At 64.0% G+C, this 25141-nt stretch carries 21 protein-coding genes; 16 read left to right on the top strand and 5 right to left on the bottom strand.

Going from position 1 to position 25141, the window contains the following annotated elements; translation table 11 throughout:
- The first annotated feature begins 4 nt into the window (after positions 1 to 4).
- The 3 genes from ligA to AB4Y81_RS08760 all read left to right on the top strand — a co-directional run bounded on the left by ligA (position 5) and on the right by AB4Y81_RS08760 (position 4390).
- Positions 5 to 2299, top strand: coding sequence for an NAD-dependent DNA ligase LigA (gene ligA / locus AB4Y81_RS08770; protein ID WP_441995686.1), 2295 nt, complete (start codon positions 5 to 7; stop codon positions 2297 to 2299).
- A complete protein-coding gene (locus tag AB4Y81_RS08765; protein WP_441995685.1) occupies positions 2296 to 3120 on the top strand; it encodes an inositol monophosphatase family protein in 825 nt (274 codons plus the stop codon). Before ligA ends, AB4Y81_RS08765 begins: the two co-directional genes overlap by 4 nt.
- A gap of 61 nt (positions 3121 to 3181) precedes the next feature.
- Entirely contained in the window at positions 3182 to 4390 is a 1209-nt protein-coding gene (locus tag AB4Y81_RS08760) for an AAA family ATPase (protein WP_275778740.1), read from the top strand.
- A 36-nt stretch (positions 4391 to 4426) separates the two neighbouring features.
- On the opposite strand, the gene AB4Y81_RS08755 is transcribed toward AB4Y81_RS08760, so the two are convergent.
- Complete coding sequence (locus AB4Y81_RS08755; RefSeq protein WP_441995684.1) at positions 4427 to 5794, bottom strand: LLM class flavin-dependent oxidoreductase; 1368 nt, start codon at positions 5792 to 5794, stop codon at positions 4427 to 4429.
- Between the two features lie 297 nt (positions 5795 to 6091).
- Between AB4Y81_RS08755 and AB4Y81_RS08750 the strand changes: the two genes are divergently transcribed.
- On the top strand, positions 6092 to 6604 hold the full coding sequence (locus AB4Y81_RS08750; protein ID WP_055975024.1) for a GNAT family N-acetyltransferase: 513 nt from the start codon (positions 6092 to 6094) through the stop codon (positions 6602 to 6604).
- 55 nt (positions 6605 to 6659) lie between these two features.
- A complete protein-coding gene (locus AB4Y81_RS08745) occupies positions 6660 to 7052 on the top strand; it encodes a RidA family protein (RefSeq protein ID WP_018777419.1) in 393 nt (130 codons plus the stop codon).
- 33 nt (positions 7053 to 7085) lie between these two features.
- Here AB4Y81_RS08745 and AB4Y81_RS08740 read toward each other — a convergent pair whose 3' ends face one another.
- Both AB4Y81_RS08740 and AB4Y81_RS08735 read right to left on the bottom strand, forming a co-directional pair.
- Entirely contained in the window at positions 7086 to 7745 is a 660-nt protein-coding gene (locus AB4Y81_RS08740; RefSeq protein WP_018777420.1) for a response regulator, read from the bottom strand.
- Entirely contained in the window at positions 7738 to 9438 is a 1701-nt protein-coding gene (locus tag AB4Y81_RS08735; RefSeq protein WP_441995683.1) for an ATP-binding protein, read from the bottom strand. Before AB4Y81_RS08735 ends, AB4Y81_RS08740 begins: the two co-directional genes overlap by 8 nt.
- A 198-nt stretch (positions 9439 to 9636) precedes the next feature.
- Here AB4Y81_RS08735 and AB4Y81_RS08730 point away from each other — a divergent pair, with 198 nt between their 5' ends.
- The gene (locus tag AB4Y81_RS08730; protein WP_441995682.1) at positions 9637 to 11136 is read left to right on the top strand and encodes a CitMHS family transporter; all 1500 of its coding nucleotides are present in this window, start codon (positions 9637 to 9639) and stop codon (positions 11134 to 11136) included.
- A gap of 66 nt (positions 11137 to 11202) precedes the next feature.
- On the opposite strand, the gene AB4Y81_RS08725 is transcribed toward AB4Y81_RS08730, so the two are convergent.
- Positions 11203 to 12717 (bottom strand): LCP family protein, encoded by a 1515-nt coding sequence (locus AB4Y81_RS08725; RefSeq protein WP_441995681.1) that lies wholly within the window; start codon positions 12715 to 12717, stop codon positions 11203 to 11205.
- 105 nt (positions 12718 to 12822) lie between these two features.
- On the opposite strand from AB4Y81_RS08725, the gene AB4Y81_RS08720 reads away from it, so the two are divergent.
- From AB4Y81_RS08720 to AB4Y81_RS08700, 5 genes are all read left to right on the top strand, one after another.
- A complete protein-coding gene (locus tag AB4Y81_RS08720) occupies positions 12823 to 13701 on the top strand; it encodes a cytochrome c oxidase assembly protein (protein ID WP_441995680.1) in 879 nt (292 codons plus the stop codon).
- 61 nt (positions 13702 to 13762) lie between these two features.
- Positions 13763 to 14059 (top strand): Asp-tRNA(Asn)/Glu-tRNA(Gln) amidotransferase subunit GatC, encoded by a 297-nt coding sequence (gene gatC / locus AB4Y81_RS08715; protein ID WP_018777425.1) that lies wholly within the window; start codon positions 13763 to 13765, stop codon positions 14057 to 14059.
- 5 nt (positions 14060 to 14064) lie between these two features.
- Positions 14065 to 15633 carry an Asp-tRNA(Asn)/Glu-tRNA(Gln) amidotransferase subunit GatA gene (gene gatA, locus AB4Y81_RS08710; RefSeq protein ID WP_064721852.1) on the top strand — a complete coding sequence of 523 codons (1569 nt, stop codon included), beginning with the start codon at positions 14065 to 14067 and terminating at the stop codon, positions 15631 to 15633.
- Entirely contained in the window at positions 15633 to 17141 is a 1509-nt protein-coding gene (gatB, locus tag AB4Y81_RS08705) for an Asp-tRNA(Asn)/Glu-tRNA(Gln) amidotransferase subunit GatB (protein WP_441995679.1), read from the top strand. Before gatA ends, gatB begins: the two co-directional genes overlap by 1 nt.
- Positions 17142 to 17215: 74 nt before the next feature.
- Entirely contained in the window at positions 17216 to 17848 is a 633-nt protein-coding gene (locus AB4Y81_RS08700; protein ID WP_064721851.1) for a DUF5666 domain-containing protein, read from the top strand.
- Here the strand turns inward: AB4Y81_RS08700 and AB4Y81_RS08695 are convergent.
- On the bottom strand, positions 17829 to 18848 hold the full coding sequence (locus AB4Y81_RS08695) for a formylglycine-generating enzyme family protein (RefSeq protein ID WP_441995678.1): 1020 nt from the start codon (positions 18846 to 18848) through the stop codon (positions 17829 to 17831). The genes AB4Y81_RS08700 and AB4Y81_RS08695 overlap by 20 nt on opposite strands.
- Positions 18849 to 19089: 241 nt before the next feature.
- On the opposite strand from AB4Y81_RS08695, the gene AB4Y81_RS08690 reads away from it, so the two are divergent.
- From AB4Y81_RS08690 to AB4Y81_RS08670, 5 genes are all read left to right on the top strand, one after another.
- Entirely contained in the window at positions 19090 to 20124 is a 1035-nt protein-coding gene (locus tag AB4Y81_RS08690) for an ABC transporter permease (RefSeq protein ID WP_441995677.1), read from the top strand.
- A gap of 42 nt (positions 20125 to 20166) precedes the next feature.
- Entirely contained in the window at positions 20167 to 21090 is a 924-nt protein-coding gene (locus tag AB4Y81_RS08685; RefSeq protein WP_018777431.1) for a carbohydrate ABC transporter permease, read from the top strand.
- 69 nt (positions 21091 to 21159) lie between these two features.
- Positions 21160 to 22818 (top strand): hypothetical protein, encoded by a 1659-nt coding sequence (locus AB4Y81_RS08680; RefSeq protein WP_055975045.1) that lies wholly within the window; start codon positions 21160 to 21162, stop codon positions 22816 to 22818.
- A 68-nt stretch (positions 22819 to 22886) separates the two neighbouring features.
- On the top strand, positions 22887 to 23930 hold the full coding sequence (locus AB4Y81_RS08675; protein ID WP_441995676.1) for a LacI family DNA-binding transcriptional regulator: 1044 nt from the start codon (positions 22887 to 22889) through the stop codon (positions 23928 to 23930).
- A 26-nt stretch (positions 23931 to 23956) separates the two neighbouring features.
- The gene (locus AB4Y81_RS08670; RefSeq protein WP_441995675.1) at positions 23957 to 25141 is read left to right on the top strand and encodes a Gfo/Idh/MocA family protein; all 1185 of its coding nucleotides are present in this window, start codon (positions 23957 to 23959) and stop codon (positions 25139 to 25141) included.

Genomic DNA, 25141 nt, shown 5'->3' with positions numbered 1-25141 from the left:
ACCTGTGAGCACACCAGAAACTGCGAATCCGGTAGAAACCACAGGTGACCACTCCCCGGCTGTTGCCGTGGAGGGGGAGGGAGCACCGCCCGCGGAGTCCTTGCGGGACGAGCATGAGCAATTGGCAGACCTCGTCCGCAAGTACCGGTATGCGTATTACCAGGAGGACTCGCCCACGGTTTCCGATGCGGAGTTCGACGAACTCTACCGTCGCCTCGAGGAACTCGAAGCTCTCCACCCGGAACTCGTCACCAATGATTCCCCCACCCAGGAAGTGGGCGGGGAAGTCTCCTCGGCGTTCGCTGCCGTGGAACACCTGCAGCGCATGTACAGCTTGGATGACGTCTTCTCCTTGGAAGAACTTGAGGCCTGGGTCCGGAAGGCCGAGGCTTCCGTGGCGAAACTCGGGGAAAGCGTTCCACCCATTGCGTGGCTGACGGAGTTGAAGATCGACGGGCTCGCCGTGAACCTCCTGTACCGGGACGGCAAACTGGTCCGTGCCGCTACACGTGGCGATGGCACCACCGGTGAAGACATCACCCATAACGTGCTCACCATCAAGGAGATCCCGCGGGAACTCAGTGGCTCCGGATTCCCCTCGGAAGTGGAAATCCGTGGGGAGGTGTTCATTCCCTCCAAAGCGTTCGTGGAGTTCAACGAGACACTCGTGGCCGCGGGCAAGGCGCCCCTCGCCAATCCGCGCAACGCCGCGGCCGGTTCATTGCGCCAGAAGGACCCGGCCGAGACAGCCAAGCGACCCCTGAGCATGTACGTGCACGGCATCGGTGCGCGCGAAGGTCTGGAAGCGAAGAGCCAGTCCGGGACCTACAAGCTGCTGGAGCAGTGGGGTCTCCCGGTCAGCCCCTACCTCAAAGTGCTCGGCTCATTTGAGGAAGTGCTTGAGTTCATCGCCCATTACGGAACTCACCGTCACGACCTTCAGCATGAGATCGACGGCATTGTGGTCAAGATCGACGACTTCGCCACCCAGCGCGCCCTCGGGTACACCTCCCGAGTCCCCAGATGGGCCGCAGCGTACAAGTACCCGCCGGAGGAAGTGCACACCAAGCTCCTGGACATTGCGGTCAACGTTGGGCGCACAGGACGCGTGACTCCTTTTGGATTGATGGAACCCGTAAAAGTGGCCGGCTCCACAGTGGGGATGGCCACCCTGCACAACCAGGATGTGGTCAGGGCCAAGGGCGTCATGATCGGCGACATCGTGATCCTCCGCAAAGCCGGCGATGTCATCCCGGAAATCGTGGGGCCCGTGCTGGCACTGCGCGACAAGCAGGATCCTCCGGTGCGCGAATTCGTGATGCCCACCGAGTGCCCGTCCTGTGGCACTCCGTTGGCACCGGCGAAGGAAAGCGACGTGGACATCCGTTGCCCCAACGCCAAGTCCTGCCCTTCCCAACTCCGTGAGCGCGTGTTCCACCTGGCCGGCCGCGGTGCTTTCGACATCGAAGCCCTGGGCTGGGAAGCCGCCATCGCACTCACCCAGCCGGCAGAGCCCGAGACCCCGCCCCTGACGAGCGAGGCCGGCTTGTTCAGCCTGACCCGTGAAGCCCTGGCGGACGTGAAGATCCGTCGTGAAAAGCGTTCCAAGGGTGTGGGAACCGGTGAATACGAGCTCGTTCCGTACTTCTACACAAAGGGAACAGCCAAGTCGCCGTCGAAGCCCACAGCCACCACGGAGAAGCTCTTCGCTGAGCTGGAGAAGGCCAAGAAGCAGCCACTGTGGCGCGTGCTGGTGGCTCTGTCCATCAGGCACGTAGGTCCTACGGCATCCCGGGCCCTGGCCACCGCCTTTGGCAGCATGGACGCCATCCGCAGCGCCACTGAAGAGCAGATTGCCCATGTTGACGGCGTAGGCCCTACCATCGCGGCGGCACTCAAGGAATGGTTCGCTGTGGACTGGCACAACGACATCGTGGACAGCTGGGCTGCAGCCGGAGTGCGGATGGAGGACGAGCGGGATACCTCAATGCCGCGGACCCTTGATGGACTCACTGTCGTCGTCACCGGAACCCTGCCCAATTTCAGCCGGGATGAGGCCAAGGAAGCCATCATTATCCGCGGCGGCAAGGCCTCCGGATCCGTTTCCAAAAACACCAGCTACCTGGTGGCCGGCGAGAGTGCCGGCACCAAACTGGACAAGGCCGAGCAACTGGGTATTCCGGTGTTGGATGAGGACGGATTCCGTGAGCTGCTGGCCAACGGACCGGCCAAGACCGAAGCAGAGCCCGAAGCCGAAGCAGACCCTGAAGCCACAGCGGCGGAGGCTGAAACAGAATGACGGACACCACAGAGTTACTGGCCGTTGCCAAGCGCGCCGCAGCCGCAGGGGCTGCCGTGCTGGCCGGGCGCTCGGTCAGCGGTACGGCAGGCCACGGCCTGGAGACCACCAACAAGGGCGAGGCCGGCGACTGGGTCACCGCCTTTGACGAGGCGGCGGAGAATGCGGTCCGCGAGGCGATCCTGTCCGAACGGCCCGATGACACCATCACGGGGGAGGAGCACGGAACCACGCGTCCCGCGGAGCCTTCCCGCTACCGATGGTCCATCGACCCGCTGGACGGGACCACCAACTTCATCCGGAACATTGTCTACTACGCCACCTCGGTTGCCGTGGCGGATTCCGACGGCGTATGGCTGGCCGGCGTCGTTCACGCACCTGCCTTGGGACGCGTGTACTCAGCAGCCCGGGGCCAGGGAGCGGAACTGGAAACCGGAGGGCAAACCATCTCCTTGTCGGGGCCCGTGCCGGGCCGGACAGGGCTGATCCTGGCCACCGGTTTCAGCTACGATCCCCTGACCAGGGCCGATCAGTCGGCAGGTCTGGCTGAGCTCATGGAGGGGTTCGCGGATGTGCGCCGCCTGGGCTCCGCGGCGTTGGATCTTTGCCTGGTGGCAGACGGGACCTTCGATGCCTACGGTGAGCGTGGCTTGAACGAACACGACTTTGCCGCGGGTGCGTTGATCGCAGAAGAAGCGGGGTGCTGGGTTCGCCGGCCCAGACTGAGGAGTCCGCTGGATGGAGGGCCCAGCACGGAGGATCGCCTGGCGGCGTGGATGTGTGCTGGTGCCTTGGAACTTTCCGGCAAATTCCCCTTGTGACGGAATTTCGCCGTGACCCGGGTTTCCCTGTGATCCGACTTCCCCGGAGGAAAACCGTTCCGTGATCAAGACACTCGCCATCGCCAACTACCGCTCCATCCGGGATCTGGCCATCGAGCTTCACGGCCTGGATGTCGTGACCGGGGCCAACGGCAGCGGCAAGTCGTCGCTGTACCGGGCCCTGCGGTTGTTGGCCGAATGCGCCGGGGGAGACTCCGGAAACGTGGTGGGCTCCCTGGCCAGGGATGGCGGTTTGTCATCGACACTCTGGGCAGGGCCGGAGAACATCAGCGACGCCATGCGCCGGGGTGAAGTTCCTGTCCAAGGCACTGTCCGCCGGGAGTCCGTGAACCTGAAACTGGGCTATTCCGGGGACGAATTCGGCTATCTGGTGGATCTTGGCATGCCGGTGCCCGGCGGCATCGGATTTGACCAGGAAACCGGTCGCCCGAGGCCTTCGGCGTTCGGACTCGATCCCGAAATCAAGCGGGAGCAGATATTCTCAGGGCCGGTCGCCAGGCCTGGCTCCTTGTTGGTGGACCGTAAAGGAAGCCTGGCCAGGCTCCGTGACGCCGAGGGCCAATGGACCGAGCTGTCGCGCCGCCTGGATACCTTCCAAAGCATGCTCACGGAAGTGTCGGACCAGGACCGGGCACCGGAGGTACTGCGGGTTCGGGACTCGGTCCGTTCATGGCGCTTCTATGATCATTTTCGGACCGACACGGACGCACCGGCCCGCCAAGCCCAGATCGGGACCCGTACCCCTGTGCTGCACCACAGCGGCAAGGACCTCGCGGCCGCGCTCCAGACCCTCCGCGAGGTGGGTTTCGAGCAGAAACTGGACGCCGCCGTGCACCATGCCTTTCCCGGAAGCCGGCTGGAGATTGCGGTCAATGACGGCAGGTTCAGTGTGGAGCTGAAACAGCCCGGAATGCTCCGGCCCATGAAAGCCGCGGAGCTCTCCGACGGAACCCTGCGTTTCCTTCTGCTCACTGCCGCTTTGCTGACTCCCCGGCCTCCGGAACTCATGGTGCTCAATGAACCGGAGACCAGTCTCCACGTTGACCTGATGCCGGCGCTGGCCGGACTGATTGTCCAAGCCAGCGCCTACAGCCAGGTGATCGTGGTGACGCACTCCGAAGCCCTGCTCACGGCACTCCGGGCCAGCGGGTCGGCACACGAGCACGAACTCTACAAGGACATGGGCGAGACCAGGATCAAGGGCCTCGGCGCGCTTGAGGGCCCATCGTGGAGCTGGCCAAAGCGGTGATCACCGCAGCGGATGGACTGGACTAGATGGACTGGACTAGAAGGCCGAACCGATGGAGGTCAGCTCCTGCGCTGCCGTTCCGGCGTAGCGGTTGACGGGCCGTTCCAGACCGTAATGTCCGCGCAGCGTGGAGGCCGTGTACTCGGTGCGGAACAGACCGCGCTCCTGCAGGATCGGCACCACCTGGTCAACAAAAACTTCCAGGCCGGAAGGCAGGACCGGAGGCATGATGTTGAAACCGTCAGCCGCGCCGGCATGGAACCACTCCTGGATGGCATCCGCAACCTGTTCCGGCGTGCCGGTGAACGTCCTGTGGCCCCGGCCGCCACCGAGCCGGGCAATCAACTGCCTGACGGTCAGTTGCTCCCGGCGGGCCAGTTCGACGATCAGTGTGTACCGGCTCTTGGCTCCTTCGATGTCGTCCTCCGACGGCAGGTCGGCCGGCAGTGGCCGGTCCAAGGGAAGGTCCTCGGGTGAAAGCCGCAGTGTCCGGGCAAGCTGCTCGCGCGCGTACTCGGGCTTGATCAGGTGATCAAGCTCCCGCTCCAGCTTGAGGGCCTCGGCTTCGGTGGAACCGATCACCGGGACGATGCCGGGCAGGATCTTGATCCCTTTCGGATCGCGTTCCGTAGCCGCGGTGCGTGCCTTCAAGTCCGAGTAGAAGTCCTGGGCATCTGCCAGCGTCTGATGTGCTGTGAAGACGGCTTCGGCATACTGCGCCGCCAGGTTCTTTCCGTTTTCGGAGGATCCTGCCTGGACAATCAGTGGGTGCCCCTGCGGTGACCGGGGGACGTTAAGGGGTCCACGGACCCGGAAGTGCTTGCCTTCGTGGTCAATGACGCGGATCTTCTTATCGTCGCCCCACACTCCGTCGGCCTTGTCGGCAAGAATGGCGTCGTCGTCCCAGCTGTCCCAGAGCTTTTGCGCCACTTCGATGAACTCGGCTGCCCGTTCGTAGCGGACTGCGTGTGCGGGCTGGTCGTCCACTCCGAAGTTCCGTGCCGCGTCAGGGCCGGCCGTGGTCACCACGTTCCACCCTGCGCGTCCGCCGCTGACCCAGTCCACGGAGGCGAAACGGCGTGCGAGGTTAAAGGGGTCGTTGTAGGTGGTGGAGGCTGTAGCGATGAGGCCGATCTTTTCCGTGGCCGTGGCGATGGCTGTCAGGAGCACTGTCGGTTCGAGTTTTCCGGCCGGCCGCCGGCCTACCTCGCCGAAGAGGACGGGCGAGTCGGCGAAGAAGATGGAGTCCAGCTTCCCCCGTTCCGCGGTACGGGCAAGGTGCTGGTAGTGCTCTATTTTGGTCGAGGCAAAGGGGTCSCTTTCCGGAAGGCGCCATGAGGCCTCATGGTGTCCGGTGCTCATGAGGAAGGCGTTGAGGTGCAGTTGGCGGTCTGGCGGGGTCATGGTTTCTCCTCGGTTCAGGACGGTGTGGGGGCGGGTGTGTGGCAACATAAGCACGTCCGCGAAGAGCACCGCCAGCAGCCCGACATGTGCCCGCAACAGCGCGAAACCGGGGTTCACCGGGCGCAACGGAACGGCATTGAACGCCACGGGAGGCAACAGAAAGGCGCCGCGGGAGGTTCCGCCACACGGCTGCGCAAGTCGGCCATCCGGCGTCGTGCTGTGACCAGAGGTGATAGTTCCATCACGGAAAGCCGCCTTTGGTGACCTGGATGGGTGGGGCGCGACTACCATTGGTAGGTGCTTTCGCCGATTACCGTCCGTCCCGCCCTGCCCGAAGACTACGACGCCGTTGCCCGGATTACGCAGGACTCTTACGTCACCGCGGGGTACTACGGCGATGCCGACCACCCGTACCTGCAGAAGCTTCAGGACGTGGCCGGCCGCGCAGAGCACGCAGATATCCTGGTGGCTGAGCGCAACGGCGAGGTCATCGGCTCCGTCACGGCTGCTCCGGCCGGCGGGGGTTTTTCGGACATTGGCCTTGAGGACGAGTTGGAACTGCGCACCCTTGTGGTGGATCCGGCTGTCCAGCGCTCCGGCGCGGGGCGCGCCTTGGTACAGGCCGTCGTCGACCAAGCCAAAGCCATGGACGGTATCAACGCCGTGTCCTTGACCACGGGCGCCACCTGGGAGAGCGCCAACGCGTTGTACGCCCGCACCGGCTTTGACCGCGCACCGCATCGCGACTGGTTCGTGCCCGGCACCGACATAAAACTGTTCGTTTACAGGCTCGAGCTCGGGCAGTCATAAAGTTTCCTTCGAAGCGCCGGTCACCGGGCCGGGCGCAACGACAGGAAGGCGCGGCATGCGCAAGACATTCGGTACGGGTTCGGTCTGGGAGCAGACCCTTGGCTACTCCCGCGCAGTCCAGGTGGACAACACCCTCTTCATTTCGGCGACGGCTGCCAGCGGGACCGTGGACGGCAAACCGGCGATTGTGGGCGACGGTTTCTACTCCCAGACCAAGTACATCCTCGAAAAGCTGGGGACGGTCCTGGAAGACGCCGGTTTCTCCTACGAAGACGTGGTGCAGTCCAAGCTGTACCTGACGGACATCAGCAAGTGGGAAGATGCCGGCCGCGCGCACGGCGAGGTCTTCGGCGAGATCCGCCCGACGCTCTCACTGGTCCACGTACTGCCGTTCCTGGATCCGGAAATGCTCGTGGAGATCGAGCTGGTGGCCCAGAAGTCCGCGTAGCAGCGCGGCAAACCGGATTTGTGGGCTGCCGGGTCAGCCCGGAATGCCGTAGCGGTGTTCCGGGCGGCCGGTGGTTCCGTAGCGCAGTTGGATCTCGACGGCGCCGTCGTCCGCGAGCGAAGACAGGTACCTTTGCGCTGTGGCCCGGGAAACGCCAACCCGTTCCGCGACCTCCGCGGCGGAATACTGTTCGCCGGGGAGCAGGGATTCCAGGACTGCAGCCTCGGTGGCGGACCGCGGTTTAGCAGCAGGAGCGACGTCGCCGGGAATCAGGGAACGCTTGGCCCGCTCAATGGTGGTCTGGTCGATGGCGGTCTGCTGTCCCAGGATCCGGCGATAGCGGGCATAGGACCTGAGCTGCTGCGATAAGGACTCTGCAGTAAATGGCTTGAGCAGGTACCCCAAAGCGCCCCTGCGGAAGGCCACTTTGATGGACTGGGCATCAGAAGCGGCGGTGAGCATCACGGCGTCCACGTCCAGTTGGCCCAGGAGATCCAGCCCGGATCCGTCGGGCAGGTAGACATCCAGCAGCACTAGGTCCGGCCGCAGGCTGTGGATCGCCTGGAGTGCCTGGGACACAGATCCGGCCGGAGCCAGGGCCATGAAACCCGCCACTGAATCCACGTATGCAGCGTGGAGCCGTGCCACGTGGAAGTCGTCATCCACGATCAGCACCCTCAGGTCCTCAGCCACCGTTGTCCTCCCTCATCGTTGAGTCGGATCCGGTGGTTCCGGATCCGGCGCCGTCCATCACTCCGGGGATGGTGGCCATGAACACTGCACCGGGCCCTCCTGCGGTTCCCGGTTCCAGGACGCGGACATCGCCGCCGCGCCGACGCGCCAGCTGCCGTACCAGCGCAAGCCCCAAACCCTGTCCGGCCCCCGGACGTGACGGTTGCTCCGCCGTCGTGAAGCCCTCCGCGAAAACCTCTTCGGGTTCCAGGCCACCCAAGCCGTCGCCGGAGTCCGCCACCACGATGTGCAGCGCGCCGCCGCCGGGGCTTTGCTCGTCCAGCAGTTCTATGTCCACCCAGCGCTCCGCGGCAGACCCGGCGACGGCGGCGCTCACTGCGTTGTCGATCAGGTTGCCGAGCACGGTGGTGACGTCCTGGGGGTCTGCCACGTGCCCGCGCACCAGGGTTTCGGGGCCGATCCGCAGGGCGACGCCGCGTTCGGAAGCTTCCACGCCCTTGGCGCCGACGAAGGCCTGGAGGTAGGGATCCTGCAACAGTTCGGCTTGCTCCACCGGGAATTTCAATGGCCCGGTGGCTGAAATCCTGGCCAGGTACTCCTTGGCGGAGTCGTACTGGCCGATGCTCATGAATCCGGCGATGGTGTGCAGCTGGTTGGCGAATTCGTGGCGCTGGGCACGGAGCGCGGTGGACATGGTGCCTACAGCATCCAGTTGCCGGGTCAGCTGCTGCAATTCGGTGCGGTCGCGCAGCATGACCACCCAGCCGAGGTCTTCCTTCCGGTGCCACGCCTTGCGTGCGCTTGCCACGAGGACCCGTTCGCCGGCCACGATTTCAACGGCTTCGGCGTCCCGCGCTGCCGGCCGCGTGAGCTGCTTGAGTTGTTCCGGGACGTTGGCCGAGGTCCAGTCCTGGCCGGTCGCATCAGGGATGTCCAGGAGCCTGGCAGCGGCTGCATTGAATACCGAGATCCGGCCGTCGGCCGCGATGCCGATCACGCCATCATCCACGCCCTGGAGCACAGCAACCTGGTCATGGACCAGGGTGCTGATCTCTTCAGGTTCCAAGCCGAGGGTGAGCCGCTGGAGCCGGCGGCGGAGCAGGAACGAGGCAAGGACACCGGCGAGCAGGGCGCCGCCGGCGGTGAGGGCGATGGGCGCGATGTCCCGCACCAGGCTCTTTGTCAGGGACTCCACGGAGTATCCCACGCTGACTTCGCCCACGATTGTGCCCGGGGCGTCGGGGGAGTAGACGGGCACTTTGGCACCGGCGGAAGGCCCCAGTGTGCCGGTATTGCGTGTGGTGATTTCTTCGCCGGCGAGGGCCACTGAGGGATCGGTGCTGACCCGTTCACCGAGGCGTGCGGTGTCCGGGTGCGCGAGCCGCAGCCCGGTTTCGTCCGTGATGACGACGAACAGCGCGCCGGTCCGGACCCTGGCTGCTTCCGCCGCGTTCTGGAGGGGGCCGGCGGCGAGGACGTCGGGCGGCGGGGTGCCCTCTTCTTTGCTGATGGCCTGGACGTCCGCGCGGATGTCGGGATCGGCGGCAACTGTCCTTGCCAGGGTCAGGGCCTGGTTTTCTGCTTCGTCACCGATCCGTTCATACACCAGCCAGGCGTGGACGATGCCGCTGAGCAGGACTACCAGCAGTACCACCCCGAGCTGGAGGAGGAGGGTCTGGGTGGAAAAGCGCATGCTGGTTCTGTTGTTGCGGGGCACCGTCACTCCTTTCCTCCAGATCCATTGAAGCATTGAGCATAATGCGCAAAACGTTCGCAACGAGCAGTATTCCCAACAATTCCCGGAAACCCCTGCCGGTGACGGACGCCACCCTAATGTCTGTAGTGCGCATCACACCGACGTGGCGCCATTCACAGTAGTAAGGAGCCGGCCGTGCTGGTTTTGCTTGGATTCGCAATGATTGCGGTATTCATGGTCCTGATCATGACCAAAAAATTGACGCCCGTCCTGGCGCTGATCATCGTCCCCACCGTCTTCGGCCTTTTCGCCGGGGCAGGCCTCGGTATCGGTCCCATGGTCATGGATTCCATGAAGTCCATGACGTCCACGGCGGCGCTGCTGATGTTCGCCATCATCTACTTCGGCCTCATGATCGACGTCGGACTCTTTGACCCCCTGGTGAAGTTCATCCTCCGCAAGCTGGGCAACGACCCCGCCAAGGTTGTCCTCGGCACCGCCATCCTTGCCGCCGCAGTGTCCCTCGATGGGGACGGCTCCACCACCTTCATCCTTACTACCGCCGCCATGCTCCCCGTGTACCTGCGCCTCAAGATGAGCCCCGTGGTCCTGACCTGTGTGGCAGGCCTGGCCAACGGCACCATGAACATCCTGCCTTGGGGCGGCCCCACCGCACGTGCTGCCACAGCCCTGAAGCTCGACGTCAACGACGTCTTCGTCCCCATGGTTCCGTCCCTGATCGTCGGCCTGATCGTTGTATTGGTCTTCTCCTGGTTGCTCGGTTTGCAGGAACGCAACCGCCTCCGCACCACTGCTCCCGAAATCTGGGGCGACGTCGCTGATCCGTCCGAAGCGTTCGACGGCGGCACTTCACGCGGTGGCGCACTCGCCGCAGCTTCCGGCACGGGCTCCGCATCGGGTTCGGGCAAGGGCCGCTTCGGCTTCGGCCGCACGGCAGGCAAGCCCGGCACCGGCGGAGGTTCCGGCGTCGCCGTTCTTGAGCGTCCCGAAACCCTGGTGGACGACCACGACACCGCCATGGCCGACACGGCCCTGGACCCCAACCGCACCACGCTGCGTCCCAAGCTGTTCTGGTTCAACCTGGGCCTCACGGTTGCCGTCATGGTGACCCTGGTTGCCAACATCGTTCCGCTGCCCTTCGTCTTCATGGTCGGCTCAGCCATCGCCCTGCTGGTGAACTTCCCCAAGGTCAAGGACCAGGGCGCGCAGCTGATTGCGCACGCGCCGTCAATCGTCGCCGTGGTCAGCATGGTCATGGCAGCCGCTGTCCTGACCGGTGTGCTGAACGGCACGGGCATGGTCAAGGCAATGTCCGAATGGCTGGTCCAGGTCATCCCCGCGGACATGGGCCCGTTCATGGCAGTCATCACCGGCCTGCTGAGCATCCCGATGACCTTCTTCATGAGCAACGACGCCTTCTACTTCGGAGTCCTGCCGGTCCTGAGCGAAACCGCAGCCCACTACGGAGTCGGCGCCGCCGACATGGCGCGTGCTTCCATCACGGGCCAGCCGTTCCACCTGCAGAGCCCCCTGGTTCCGGCCATCCTCCTGCTGGTATCACTGGCCAAGGTCGACCTGGGCGACCACCACAAGAAGGTGCTCTGGCGCACCGCTGTCATCTCGATCGTCATGCTGGCCGTAGGTGTCCTGACCGGAGCGATCGGCATCGGCTGACCGCCCGCAGGTGCCGCGAGCTTCGACTACAAGCTGCGGCACCGCCGAATACGCCGCTGTAAATGATCAGCCTGCCGGGTTTGTTGCCTGGCAGGTCTGGTCATTTGCCGTTTGGCTCGGAATGCTTCCCTCCGCCGGGGCCGGGACCGGCTTGTCGCCCGAGGCAAAGTCCTCGCCTGCGTAGAGCTGGACGCCCTCAATGCCGGCGGCCTGCTGGACGCTGGTAGCCGGAAGTCCGAACATGGCGGCGATGTCGGTTGCGACGTCGTCGAAACCGGCCTGGTAGTAAATCATCGTTTGGGTTTGTGGCTGGGCCTGCAGCCGGGTTGTCCTGGTGTAGCCGGCGGCGGCCAGCGTCGCGGCGATGGCATTGCTCCGGCCCGTCACGGAAGTGCCGTTGGCAACGGAAACCGGCTGGAGTGCTTTGTCGAAGGAAGGTTTGGCGGGCGGGCTGGAAGGCTCAGCCGTAGGGGCCGCACCCTGGCTGAGGTCGGCGCTCTGCCGGAGGGCGGAGAAAAGTTGCGACGCCGCCGGCTCCGCCAAGGCCAGCCGGTTGGGGTCGGACGGCGCGGGCACAGTAGGTACGGTGATGAAGTTGACCTTTGCGGGGTCGATGTTCTTCAGCCGGTCCGCGATGGTCAGCAGTGCCGGAACGGAGGACAAACCGGTGTCCACTGTGAGGTTGCTGGTCATCGTGTCAGCGATATCCAGCACTTTTTGCGGGTTGGTCAGCGTGCCTTCGGATTTGAGCTTGCGCACCAGTGAGCCGAGGAAGGCCTGCTGGGCCTGGATGCGGCCCAAGTCCCCGCCGTCGGCGAAAGCATGCCGGGTGCGCAGGAACGCCAGGGCCTGGTCGCCTTCCACCTGGGAAGTTCCCTTGGGAAGCCGCAGTCCGGAATCGGGATCGTAGACATCCGCATTGACGCAGACATCCACGCCTCCCACCTTGGTGGAGAGTTCCTTGACGGCATTGAAGTCCGCCATCATGAAGTGGTCGATTTCCAGGCCCGTTAGTTTGTTGACGGTATCCACGGCGCAGCCAATGCCGGCTTCGGCCATGGCGCTGTTGATCATCGCGTCCTCACGGGCAGCGTGCTGCTGCTTGGTGGCCTGGTCCTGGCATTCAGGAACATCCACCATGAGGTCGCGGRGAAAGCTGATGACATTGACGTTGTTGTTGTCTGCCGAAATATCCACCAGCATCATGACGTCCGATTGACCGTAGCCCGAAGACTGGTCCGCCGTACCGTACTGGCTGTTCTTGCCGCTGCGGGTGTCGCTGCCCAGGACCAGGATCTGGAGCCGGTCCTTGCGGTCATCAACCGGGCCCTCGGTGCGGGCGCCTCCGGCTCCCAGCGCACTCGTGGAGATGTTGGACTGCAACCGCCACAACCAATAGCCGCCGAAGCACAGCACACCGAGGAGGACTGCGGCTATCACCAGGACGCCGAGCCGCAGCCAGCGGCGACGTTTACGGGTGGGCGAACCGAGGCTGCCGTCAACCAGGTTTCCCTGCCCGGGGTAGGCAGCAAGAGCTGGGTCGGAGCGGTTGGGGTCGGGACTTTCGTGACGACCTTGCACAGGGCCGGCCTTTCCTTGGGGGTCAGAAGCGGCTCATATTACTGAGCCATTCTGGGAATTTCCCCCATCGGCCAACTGCTCAGGCGGTGGGAATATCATGGGCTGGTGCCGCCACTTGAACTCCTTGGCAGTGCCTGGCGAATCGACTGGGCAGCCGTCGCAATGATCAGCACGTTTGGCGTGCTCTACGGCCTGGGGATCAGGGCCGCCACCAGGAACGGCCATAGATGGCCCCTCTGGCGGGCGGCTGCGTTCTACGGTCCCGGCCTGGGATCCATGGCTGTCCTTTGCTGCGGATTCACCGGGGTCCACAGTGCCGATCTTCGCTGGGCATTTACCCTCAAAGTCTCCTTGCTCCTTTTTGGCGTCCCACTGTTGCTGGGGCTGGGCCGGCCGATCACGCTGGCCCGTGCGGCACTGCCAGACACCGGCACAGCGGTGCTGAACGCAGTGCTGGCCCACCGCGTTGTGCGCTTCTTCAGCAACTCGCTGGCCGCCCCGCTGATCGGATTGGCGCTTTTCTCCACCTTCCTGACACCGGCCTTCCATGCGCTGCGTGCCGATCCGTTGGCCGAAACCCTGCTGACCGTCTGCATTCCCTTGCTGGGCCTCCTGATGGCCCTGCCCATCATCGAAGAAGCGGATTTCCAGCGCTCCAGCGCGTACATCACCCTGGAGTTCGTGTTCGTTTTCATTGAGCTTCTGGCAGATGCCGTGCCGGGTATCCTGCTGCGTCTCAACGGCCAGGTCCTGGACCACGTCATGACAACCCAGGCCATGGCGGGGTGGTTCCCGGACCCGCTACGCGACCAGCAACTGGCGGGGGATGTCCTGTGGTTCATCTGCGAAATCGTCGATCTGCCACTTATCATCCTCATGTTCATCCGTTTCTCCAGGAGCGACAAACGTGAGGCGCGCGGTTTCGATGAACTGACGGACGCGCAACTGGAGGAGCTGAACGCGCAGCACCTGAACCGGCGCTGAAGCCGGTGCACAGCCAAGTAGACTGGTTCGGAAAACCATTTGAACTTTGCAGGGGAGATCCATGGCTGCGATCAACCGTGACGACGTCGCGCATCTTGCGCGTCTGGCTCACATTGAAATGAGTGCCGAAGAACTGGACAGGATGGCTGTTGAGCTTGCTGTCATCGTGGATTCGGTAAAGAGCGTGAGCGAGGCTGCCGGGGACGATGTTCCGGCGACATCGCACCCGATTCCGTTGACCAACGTGTTCCGTGAGGACGTCGTGGGTCACACATTCACGGCCGAACAGGCGCTGTCCGGCGCTCCGGATGCTTTCGAGAACCGTTTCAAGGTCCCGGCAATCCTGGATGAGGACTAATCACTATGACTGAGCTGAAGAACGAACTCATCCGCCACTCCGCTGCCGACCTCGCAGCCAAGCTGGCCGCCCGCGAAGTTTCCGCCGTCGAGGTGACGCAGGCGCACCTCGACCGCATTGCCGACGTCGATGGTCAGGTTAATGCGTTCCTGCACGTTAACAGCGAAGAGGCTTTGGCCGTTGCCGCCGACGTCGACGCTGCCCGCGCTGCCGGCGGTGCCGCTGCCGAGGAACTGCACGCCCTTGCCGGCGTGCCGATCGCGGTCAAGGACCTCATTGTCACCATTGGCCAGCCGACCACCGCTGGTTCGAAGATCCTTGAGGGCTGGCACAGCCCGTATGACGCCACTGTGGTGAAGAAGCTTCGCGCGGCCAGGATGCCCATCCTGGGCAAGACCAACCTGGATGAGTTCGCCATGGGTTCCTCCACGGAGCACTCTGCGTTCGGGCCCACCCGCAACCCGTGGGACCTGGACCGCATCCCCGGCGGTTCGGGCGGTGGCTCCGCGGCCGCCGTCGCCGCTTTCGAAGCGCCCCTGGCGCTCGGCACGGACACCGGTGGTTCCATCCGCCAGCCCGGTGCCGTCACTGGAACCGTCGGCGTCAAGCCCACCTACGGCGCTGTTTCCCGCTACGGTGCCATCGCCATGGCGTCCTCGCTGGACCAGATCGGCCCGGTGTCCCGTACCGTGCTTGACTCGGCCCTGCTCCAGGAAGTCATTGGCGGTCACGACCCCTTCGACTCAACGTCCCTGACCGATCCCTTCAACAACCTGGTTGCCGCCGCCCGCGTGGGCAACGTCGCCGGGATGAGGATCGGCATCGTCAAAGAGCTGCACGGCGAGGGCTACCAGGCCGGCGTCGAGAACCGTTTCAACGAGTCGCTCCAGATCCTCAAGGACGCCGGTGCGGAAATCGTCGAGGTTTCCTGCCCCAACCTGAAGTACGCCCTGGGTGCCTACTACCTGATCATGCCGTCCGAGGTCTCCAGCAACCTGGCCAAGTTCGACGGCGTCCGCTTCGGCTTGCGAGTCCTGCCCAAGGACGGTCCGATGACCATCGAACGCGTGATGGGTGCCACCAGGGCTGCCGGCTTCGGCGATGAGGTCAAGCGCCGCATCATCCTGGGAACCTATGCGCTGAGCGCCGGTTACTACGACGCCTACTACGGTTCCGCGCAGAAGGTCCGCACCCTGATCCAGCGTGACTTCGACGCCGCTTTTGCCCAAGCCGATGTCCTGATCTCCCCGACGGCGCCCACCACGGCGTTCAAGCTGGGGGAGAAGCTTGATGATCCCTTGGCCATGTACCTGAACGACGTCGCCACGATTCCCGCGAACCTCGCCGGTATCCCCGGCCTGTCCCTGCCGGGTGGCCTGGCTGATGAGGACGGCCTGCCCGTCGGCATCCAGCTGCTGGCTCCGGCCCGCGAAGATGCCCGTCTGTACCGCGTGGGTGCGGTCCTCGAGTCCATCCTTGAAGAGAAGTGGGGCGGCCCGATTCTGGCGCAGGCGCCGGAACTGAAAAGTGCTGCCCTTGGCGCAACGTCCAACACCGCCGGAGGTTCCAACTAATGTCCGTCGACGCAACCCTGAGCTTCGAAGAAGCCATGGAGAAGTACGATCCCGTCCTGGGGTTCGAGGTCCACGTGGAACTCAACACCAGGACCAAGATGTTCTCCTCGGCACCCAACGTCTTCGGTGACGAGCCGAACACCAACGTCAACGAAGTTGACCTCGGCATGCCCGGCGTTCTTCCGGTGGTCAACAAGGCCGCTGTGGAGTCCTCCATCAAAATCGGGCTGGCTCTGAACTGCAAGATCGCCGAGTCCTGCCGCTTCGCCCGGAAGAACTACTTCTACCCGGACACCCCCAAGAACTTCCAGACCTCGCAGTACGATGAGCCGATCGCCTATGACGGTTACCTCGACATCGAGCTGGAGGACGGCACGGTCTTCCGCGTGGAGATCGAACGCGCCCACATGGAAGAGGACGCCGGCAAGCTGACCCACATGGGTGGCGCTGCGGGCCGTATCCAGGGCGCCGATTACTCCCTGGTGGACTACAACCGCTCCGGTGTGCCGCTGGTGGAAATCGTCACCAAGCCGATCGAGGGTGCCGGCAGCCGCGCCCCTGAACTCGCCAAGGCCTACGTCGCGGCCGTCCGCGAGATCGTGAAGAACCTCGGCGTCTCCGATGCCAAGATGGAGCGCGGCAACGTCCGTTGCGATGCCAACGTCTCGCTGCGGCCGCATGGCCGTGAACGCTTCGGCATCCGTTCGGAAACCAAGAACGTCAACTCCCTGCGCGCCGTCGAGCACGCCGTACGTTATGAAATCCAGCGCCACGCCGCGGTCCTTGAGTCCGGTGAACCGGTCATCCAGGAGACGCGCCACTGGCACGAGGACACGCGTTCGACGACGTCGGGCCGGCCCAAGTCCGACGCTGACGATTACCGCTACTTCCCGGAGCCGGACCTGGTTCCCGTCGTCGCTTCCCGCGAGTGGGTTGAGGAATTGCGCGCCACCCTTCCCGAGCCGCCTGCTGAGCGTCGCAAGCGCCTCAAGGAAGCCTGGGGCTACTCGGATCTGGAGTTCCGCGATGTCGTGAACGCCGGGGTCATGGACTCGATCGAGGAAACCATTGCCGCCGGCGCATCTGCCGATGTTGCCCGCAAGTGGTGGATGGGTGAGATCGTCGGCCGCGCCAAGGTGGCCGACGTCGATCCTTCCGAGCTCGGCGTCACGCCGCAGGTCATCGTCGAGCTGAACAAGCTCGTCGAGGGCGGCAAGATCAACAACAAGATGGCCACGCAGGTCCTGGACGGCGTCCTCGCCGGCGAAGGAACTCCGGCGGAGATCGTTGAAAAGCGCGGCCTGGCGGTCGTGTCCGACGACGGTCCCCTCCTGGAAGCCATCGACGCCGCCCTGGCGGCACAGCCTGACGTCGCGGAGAAGATCCGTGGCGGCAAGATCCAGGCCATCGGCGCGATTGTTGGCGGCGTCATGAAGGCCACCCGTGGCCAGGCAGACGCAGGCCGTGTCCGCGAGCTCATCCTGGAGAAGCTCGGCGTCGAGGGCTAGACGCCTGTATTTCCCTACAAAGCAGGCCGCAGTTGATGCTGCGGCCTGCTTTGTTTTGGGCGCACAATGGATGCATGGCCACTCTCAAACCGGGCCTTCGGAAGGCCCTTCTTGCCGGCGGAATCGCTGTCACCTTGACCTGCGCCGGAGGCGCTGCCGTGTGGGCCGGCACTCAGAGCCCTTCAGGGACGCAGGGACCTTCAGCCACGCCAAGTTCCTCTGCTTCCGCCAAGCCATCCCAGGCGGCCCCATCCCAGGCGGCCCGGGGCCAGGCCATTCATGGCGAACACGTCGTCAAGCAGCCGGACGGGAGCTACCGGACCGTCCTCACCCAGGCCGGAACCATTGATTCGGTGAGTGGCTCCGACATCACGGTGAAGAGCGAAGACGGCTTCACCCAGGGGTATGCGATCAACACCGACACAAGGATCGCCAGGATTCCCGCTGACGTGTCGCAGCTCCGCAACGGCAATGGCAACGGCAAGAGCAAGCCTGCATTGCCGTCGGTGACGGCTGCCGAGCTGAAAGCCGGTGACAAGGTCCACATCAGCGGCATCAAGGACGGCGGCACCGTGACCGCAACAAAGATCGTCGCCGGTGAGCTGCCGGCCGGCATCAAGGGTGGGCACGGTCTCATGGGTGGGCACGGTCTCATGGGCGGGCACCGCGGGCACGGACCCAGGCAGGCTACAGAGCTACGGTCCTGAAGCCGAGGTTCGCGCTGGCCGACTCCGGTGTGTTTGAGCTTCGCGCGGCCAGGCGGTAGCGGTTGCAATAGGAGTCGTGGCAGAGGTACGAGCCGCCCCGCATCACCTTGCCCCGGCCGATGGTAGGCCCTTGCGGGTTCTCCACCGTTCCTTGTGCCAAGCACGTTTTGTAGTACTTGGGCAAGAACCAGTCGCTGCACCACTCCCACACGTTCCCGCTGGTTTGGTAGAGACCGTAGCCGTTGGGGGCAAAGGACCGCGCGGGGGCTGTGGTGAGATAGCCGTCGTCGAGGTCGTTGCGGGCCGGGAAGTCGCCTTGCCAGATGTTGCAATGGTGGGCCGCCTGTCCCGGCGCGTCACTGTGCAGTTCGTTGCCCCAGGGGTAGCGCTGCCCGGACAGTCCTCCGCGGGCCGCGTACTCCCATTCGGCTTCGGTGGGCAACCGGCGGCCGGCCCATCCGCAGTAGGCAAGGGCATCGTTGTGTGACACATGGGTCACCGGGTGGTCCGCTGCTTCGCTCCAGTGGGAAAGCGGACCGGCAGGGTGGGCCCAGTCGGCTCCGCGGACATTCAGCCACCACGGGACGTTTCCGACGCTGTTGAGTATGTCCTTCCTGTCCGCTTTGACAGCCAAGTGGAACACGGCCGATGTCCCGAAGATCTCCGACTCGGTGCGGTATCCGGTGGCATCGATGAATGCCGCGAATTCCTGGTTGGTGACGGTTGTGGCGCTGATCCTGAAAGCCGGCATCCGAACCTGGTGCACCGGGGACTCGCCGTCCGCCGCATAGCCTTCTCCGAACGGGTCGCCCATGGCGAAAGTCCCCTCCGGAACCCGGACGTCGCCGTCCGTGGCCGCGGGGGTGGAAGGCTTCCCATGCCCGGATATCCCGACGCCGGTGTCCGCGCCGGTGGCGCCACTCACCTGGGACAGGGGCAAAGACAGCTTGGGCGTCGAATGATCCCTGGCACCCGGGCCCGGGGCACAACAATCTGCCACACCGATCTCCTTTGTTCCACGCGGCTTTGTTCCACGCGGCGCGGGCTTCCCACCGGGCGCCCCGTTCAACACATCCTACTGGCACCTGCCCGCCGTCGAAAATGATGAAAGCTGATTTCTGCGAGCAGTTTCGATCATGATCTTGCAAAAAGAGACCAGCGTCACTTATGGTTTGTTAAACGGTTAACGAGCGTGGGTTGAATCACATTGATGGCTTTCGCTCAACACTTGAGGAGACAGCATGAACCCGACGACGGAACAGGCTCCGGCATTGCCCGAAGCTCGCCGAGTCCCCGCCCGGGCAGGTGGAAAGACCGCCGGAGCCGGTGCGAAGAAGCGGAAGAGGAACAAGGTCCCGCAGCAGAGCTTCCGGTCCCGGCTGAGGCGGGACAAACAGATGCTGCTCATGATGGTCCCGGGAGTGCTCTTCCTTCTGCTCTTCTTCTACATCCCCATCCTTGGCAACGTCATCGCCTTCCAGGACTACCAGCCATACCTCGGCATCGGTGACAGCCTCTGGGTCGGCTGGCAGAACTTCGTGGACCTGTTCGGCAACCCCGACTTCATCCACGCCTTCTGGAACACCCTGTACCTGGCGGCCTGGCAGTTGGTCTTCCTCTTCCCGGTGCCGCTGGTACTGGCCCTGATTGTGGATTCGCTCGTCAGCACGCGGGTCCGGAAGGTTTTCCAAAGCATCGCGTACCTCCCGCACTTCCTGTCCTGGGTACTGGTTATCGCGTTCTTCCAGCAGATGCTGGGCGGGGCCGGCTTCGTCAACAACCTGCTCCGTGACTGGGGCATGGAGCCCATTCCCTTCATGACCAACCCGGAGACCTTCCCCGTGATGGTCGTGGTCCAGATGATCTGGAAGGACGCCGGCTGGGCAATGATCATCTTCCTCGCAGCCCTGGCCAGCATCGATGCCTCGCTGTATGAAGCCGCCGCCGCCGACGGTGCCGGCAGGTGGCGGAGGATGTGGCACATTACCCTCCCCGGCCTGCGCCCCGTGATCGTGCTGCTCCTCATCCTGCGCATCGGCGACATCCTCTCGGTCGGATTCGAGCAGTTCATCCTGCAACGGGACGCCGTCGGAGCCGGCGCGGCCGAGGTCCTGGACACCTTCACCTACTACACCGGCGTAGTGGGTGGCGGGTGGAGCTCGGGTGCTGCTGCCGGCTTGGCCAAGGGCGTTGTCAGTGCCCTGCTGATCTACGGAGCCAACAAACTTGCCCACCGCTTTGGCGAAGACGGAATCTTCGCAAAACAAGCGCGCTGAAAGTCATGCCAGCCCGCGGGGCTGCCGCACAAGGAGAATTTCATGGCAACACCATTGTTTAGCAAGAAACCCAGGGAACTGACGTACAACCCCAAGCGCCCGGTGTGGAAAGAAAAGCCATCTGCGCTGTACCAAACGGTCAAGGCAGTGGTCCTGGTCGTGTTCAGCTTGTCCATCCTCACTCCCATCCTGCTGGTGGTCTCAACGTCCCTGGCCGATACGGAGCAGTTGGTCAAGGCAGGAGGCTTCGTCTTGTGGCCTGAACGCCCCACGCTGGAGGCCTACGCCACCATCTTCAAGGGCCCCATGGTCCTGCAATCCCTTGGGGTCAGCGTGCTGATCACCGCGGTCGGCACCATTCTGGCGCTGTTCGTGACCATCACCATGGCCTATGCCACCAGCCGTTCGGTCCTCTTCGGCAGGCCCGTCATCCTGGCAGTGCTCTTCACGCTGCTCTTCGCACCGGGACTGATCCCGTCGTTCCTGATGATCCGTCAACTCGGCCTGCTGGACTCCCTGTGGTCGCTGATCCTTCCGGGCATCTTTGGAGCCTTCAACTTTGTGGTGATGCGCTCGTTCTTCATGAACATTCCGGGCGAACTGATCGAAAGTGCCAGGATCGATGGCGCCAACGACTGGCAAATCCTGTGGCGCATCGTGATGCCGCTCTCCAAAGCCGTGATCGCCGTCGTCGGCCTCTTCTACGCGGTGGGCTTCTGGAACTCATTCTTCAACGCACTCCTCTACATCAACGACCACAGCAAATGGCCCATCCAGCTGTTGCTCCGCAACTTCGTGGTCCAGGGGAGCGGCGCGGCCGACCAGCTCGGCATCACTACAACCCCTCCGCCGCAGTCCATCCAAATGGCAGTGGTGGTCGTAGCCCTGGTCCCCATCCTGATGGTCTACCCGTTCCTCCAAAAGCACTTTGCCAAGGGCGTCATCACCGGCGCCGTCAAGGGCTAACCCGCACCCGCGGAGCCCGAAAGAACTGAAACCCACACCATGAAGCAAATAACCAGAAAGGGTTATGCCATGACGAGCACTTCCTCACAGGCTGGATTCAGCCGCCGCGGTTTCCTTGGCCTCGCGGGCCTGGCCGTGACCGCTGCCGGATTGTCCGCCTGCGGTGGCGGCGGAGCCGGCGGCAACGGAGGCGCCGCTGCCTCCGCTTCGGTCAAGTTGCCCACCTACAAGGAATTCACCGGCGTCACCCCGGACATCGCCGGCAACGCCAAGGGCCTGCAGTCCGGTTACTTCAAGCTGCCCACAGCCGTGCAGTCCGTGAAGACGCCGCCGCTCAAGGGCAAGGTCACCGGCTTGACCGAAACCTTCGACACCATGAGCCCCGGCCTGAAGGACAATCCTTTCTGGCAGCGGCTCAACACCAAGCTCGGCGGCGACCTGGAACTGCAGATCGCCGAAGATATCGGAGACGGCTACCCTGCGAAGTTCGCTACCGTCCTGGCCAGCAACGATCTCCCGGACATGATGTGGGTTCCGCCGAACCAGGGCATTCCCAACGTCGGTCCCATGCTTGAAGCCAAGTTCCAGGACCTGACGCCGTACCTCTCCGGCGACGCCGTCCTTGAGTACCCCAACCTGGCCGCACTGAAGCCCGATTCCTGGAAGACCGCCGTCGTGAACGGCAAGATCTGGGGAGCCCCCATCCCGAGCACCCCGTTCGGACAGGTATACGTAGGCAATCACGATGTCTGGTCGAAAGTGGGCGGCTTTGAAGCGGCCAATGCCGATGAATTCCTGGACAAAGCCAAGGAATTGACGCGTCCGGGGGACCAGCAATACGCCCTGGAACCGGCTTACATCAACGCCCTGCACATGGTGACTGAGTGGTTCGGCGCCCCGAACAGCTGGGCGGTCAACAAGGACCGCACCCTGACGCACCTGTACGAGACCGACGAATACCTGGCCGGCGTCGAGTTCACCGCCAAAATGTTCGCAGCAGGTGTCTTCTACCCGGACTCCAAGGCCACTGATATCCGTTCCCGCGTGGCCAACGGCAGCGTGGCGGCGCAGGTTGTCGTGGGTCCACACGACATCCGCAGCTACCGTGCGCTGAACAAGGACGTACAGTTCGACATCCTGATCCCCTTCAGCGCCGACGGCAAGGTCAAGCCTGTCTATGACATGGGCTACGGCACGGTTGGATTCACCCCGTTCAAGAAGGCCGACGAAGGCAGGATCCGCGAACTGCTGGCACTCATCAACTACCTGTCGGCACCCTTCGGAACCGTCGAGTACATGCAGAAGAACTTCGGCGAGCTCGGCCAGGACTACACCATCGATGCCGCCGGCAACCCGGTCCGCACGGAAACAGGGACCACCAACGCACCCGGCTTGGTGTCGGCGTTGAACATCATGTCCAGCCCGGAGAACGTCATCTTCAACCCCGGATTCGACGACGACACCCGCTACGTCAGCCAGCAGGAGGAGAAACTCCTCGAGTTCGCCTGGCGCAATCCCACCAACGGTTCCTACTCGGACACCAACGCCAAGGTGGGTGCCAAGATCACCAAGCAGCTGCGCGACAAAGTGGTGGACATCATCACAGGCCGGGCGAAGATCGACGAGCTCAAGGACGCGGTCAAGCGCTGGAAGAGCGAAGGCGGGGACAAGATGCGCGATGAGTACCAGGCCGCGTTGGACCCCAACGCGCCAGTCTTCCGAAGCTAGGCCGTTTCAGGAGCTAGCCTCGACACAGAATGGCGTGACCAGAGATCAGCGAACAAGCAGGGGGAACCATGGCAAAAGCGAGCAGCACCGGAGTAAGGCCCACCATTCGAATGGTGGCCGAACTGGCCGGCGTCTCCACCGCCACGGTGTCCTATGTGTTGTCAGGGCGGCGCGGTGATGGCGGACCAGGCGTTTCGGATCCGACGGCGGAAAAGGTCAAGGCTGCTGCCGAGCGGCTCGGCTACCGCCCCAACCAGGCGGCCCGGGCCATCCGGACGGGCCGCACGAACACCGTGATCCTGTCGCTGACCATGCTCTCCGATCCTTGGTCGTTGTCCGTCATCGAAGCCGTGCAGAAGGCCGCGGTCCCGCTGGGAATCACGCCGATGATCCTCGGCGATGCTGACTGGGTCAAAGTACTCGGCACACACAACGCAGACGCGGTGTTCGTCGATGCTGTCCGCGAGAACCAGCGCGATGACCTGCGCAAACTCGCGGAACGCGGGACCACCCTGGTGGTTTTCGACGAGGTCCTGGAAGCGGACGGCTTCGATGTCATCCGTTCCATTGCCGGCCCCGGCTGCCGGATGGCCGTGGAGCACCTGCTCCACGGCCACCGGCAGATCGCTTGCCTGACTCCGGCAACGGCGACGGGCACCTCCGGCGGATCGCGGTACCGGGCCTACTCGGAAGCCTTGGCCTCGGCCGGCATCCCGGAGCGGCAGGACTATGTGGGGCTCTTCGATGGGACCACAGCCAGTGCCTATGCCGCTGCCACCCGGCTCCTCAGCCTGGCGGACCGTCCCACCGCCATCTACGCCACCACGGACTACGCGGCGGTCAGTGCCATCAATGCAGCACAGCGCCTGGGGCTCGGGGTCGGCGTGGATGTGGACATCATCGGTGTCGGCAACACAGTGGAGGGTGAGCGGATGTCGCCCTCGCTCAGCACCGTAGGTCCCGTGGACTTCTTCGACAAGCTCGCCCGGCGGCTCTTGAAGCGTGCTGCCAGCCACGGCGAACACGACGAGCCCGCCGTCCTCGACTTCCCCTGGCATCTGTTCGTGCGCGAATCGGCGCCCCACCGCAGCACCGCCACCAGACTTTACTAAGAAACAGCAGAAGGAAATTGCACACCATGGATAAGGATTTGAAGGTCGGAATCGTAGGATTCGGCCTGCGTTCGGGGTTGTGGAAGCACGCCCACAGGCCCGGCAACGGCTCCGAGGTCACCATCATCTGCGACCTCAGTGAACGCGGCAGGGCCGATGCTGCCCAGCGCATTCCCACAGCCCGCATCACTGCCGACCTCGATGAACTGCTGGCCAGCGGCCTGGACGCCGTACTGGTCCTGACCCCCGATAGCCAGCACGCCGCCGTCGCGGTCCGGACGCTCAAGGCGGGCATCCCCACCTTCTGCGAAAAGCCGCTCGACATCACGGTTGAGGCCGCGGACCTGATCCTCAGCACGGCTTTCGAAACCGGCACACGCCTGTACGTGGGCCACAACATGCGCCACATGCCGGTGGTAGTACAGATGCGCCAACTCATCGAGGAAGGCAGGATCGGGGACGTCAAAGCGGTCTGGTGCCGCCACTTCGTCGGCCACGGCGGGGACTACTACTTCAAGGACTGGCACGCCCAGCGCGCCAACGTCACGTCCCTCCTGCTTCAAAAGGGCGCCCACGACATCGACGTCATCCACTGGCTCGCCGGTGGCTACACCAAGCGGGTTGCCGCCGTCGGAGATCTGGCTGTCTATGGTGATGTCGCCAACCGTGCCGACAACACCGGCAAACGCATGGGGGACTGGTTCTCCCTGGACAATTGGCCGCCGACGGAGCAGAAGGACCTGGCGGAAGTGATCGACGTCGAGGACATTTCCATGATGAACATGGTCCTGGACAACGGTGTGCTGGCCTCCTACCAGCAGTGCCACTTCACCCCGGATTACTGGCGCAACTACACGATCATCGGAACCAAGGGCCGGATCGAGAACCTGGGCGATGGACCGGGGGAAACCATCAATGTGTGGACTTCCCGGACGTCGGGATATGCGGCACCGGATGAGGTCATCACCATCCAGGACGGCGAGGGCGGCCACGGCGGCGCCGACCCGCGCCTGATCGAGGAGTTCCTCCGCTTCGCGTCGGAGGGCGGGCAGACGCAAACCAGCCCCATTGCTGCGCGGCAGGCGGTGGTTGCCGGCATCCTCGCGGCAGAATCGCTGCGGGGCGACGGCTCAGCGCGAGAGGTCCCGGAACTCCCGGCCGAACTGGTGGCCTACTTCGACGCCGGCCAGCCCGCTTTGGTCCGCGACTGA

This window comes from Paenarthrobacter sp. TAF1 (genome assembly GCF_052113825.1).
Classification (GTDB): Bacteria; Actinomycetota; Actinomycetes; order Actinomycetales; family Micrococcaceae; genus Arthrobacter; species Arthrobacter nicotinovorans.
Note: the sequence above shows the minus strand (reverse complement) of the source record. Positions and strands in the feature narration are given on the sequence as shown.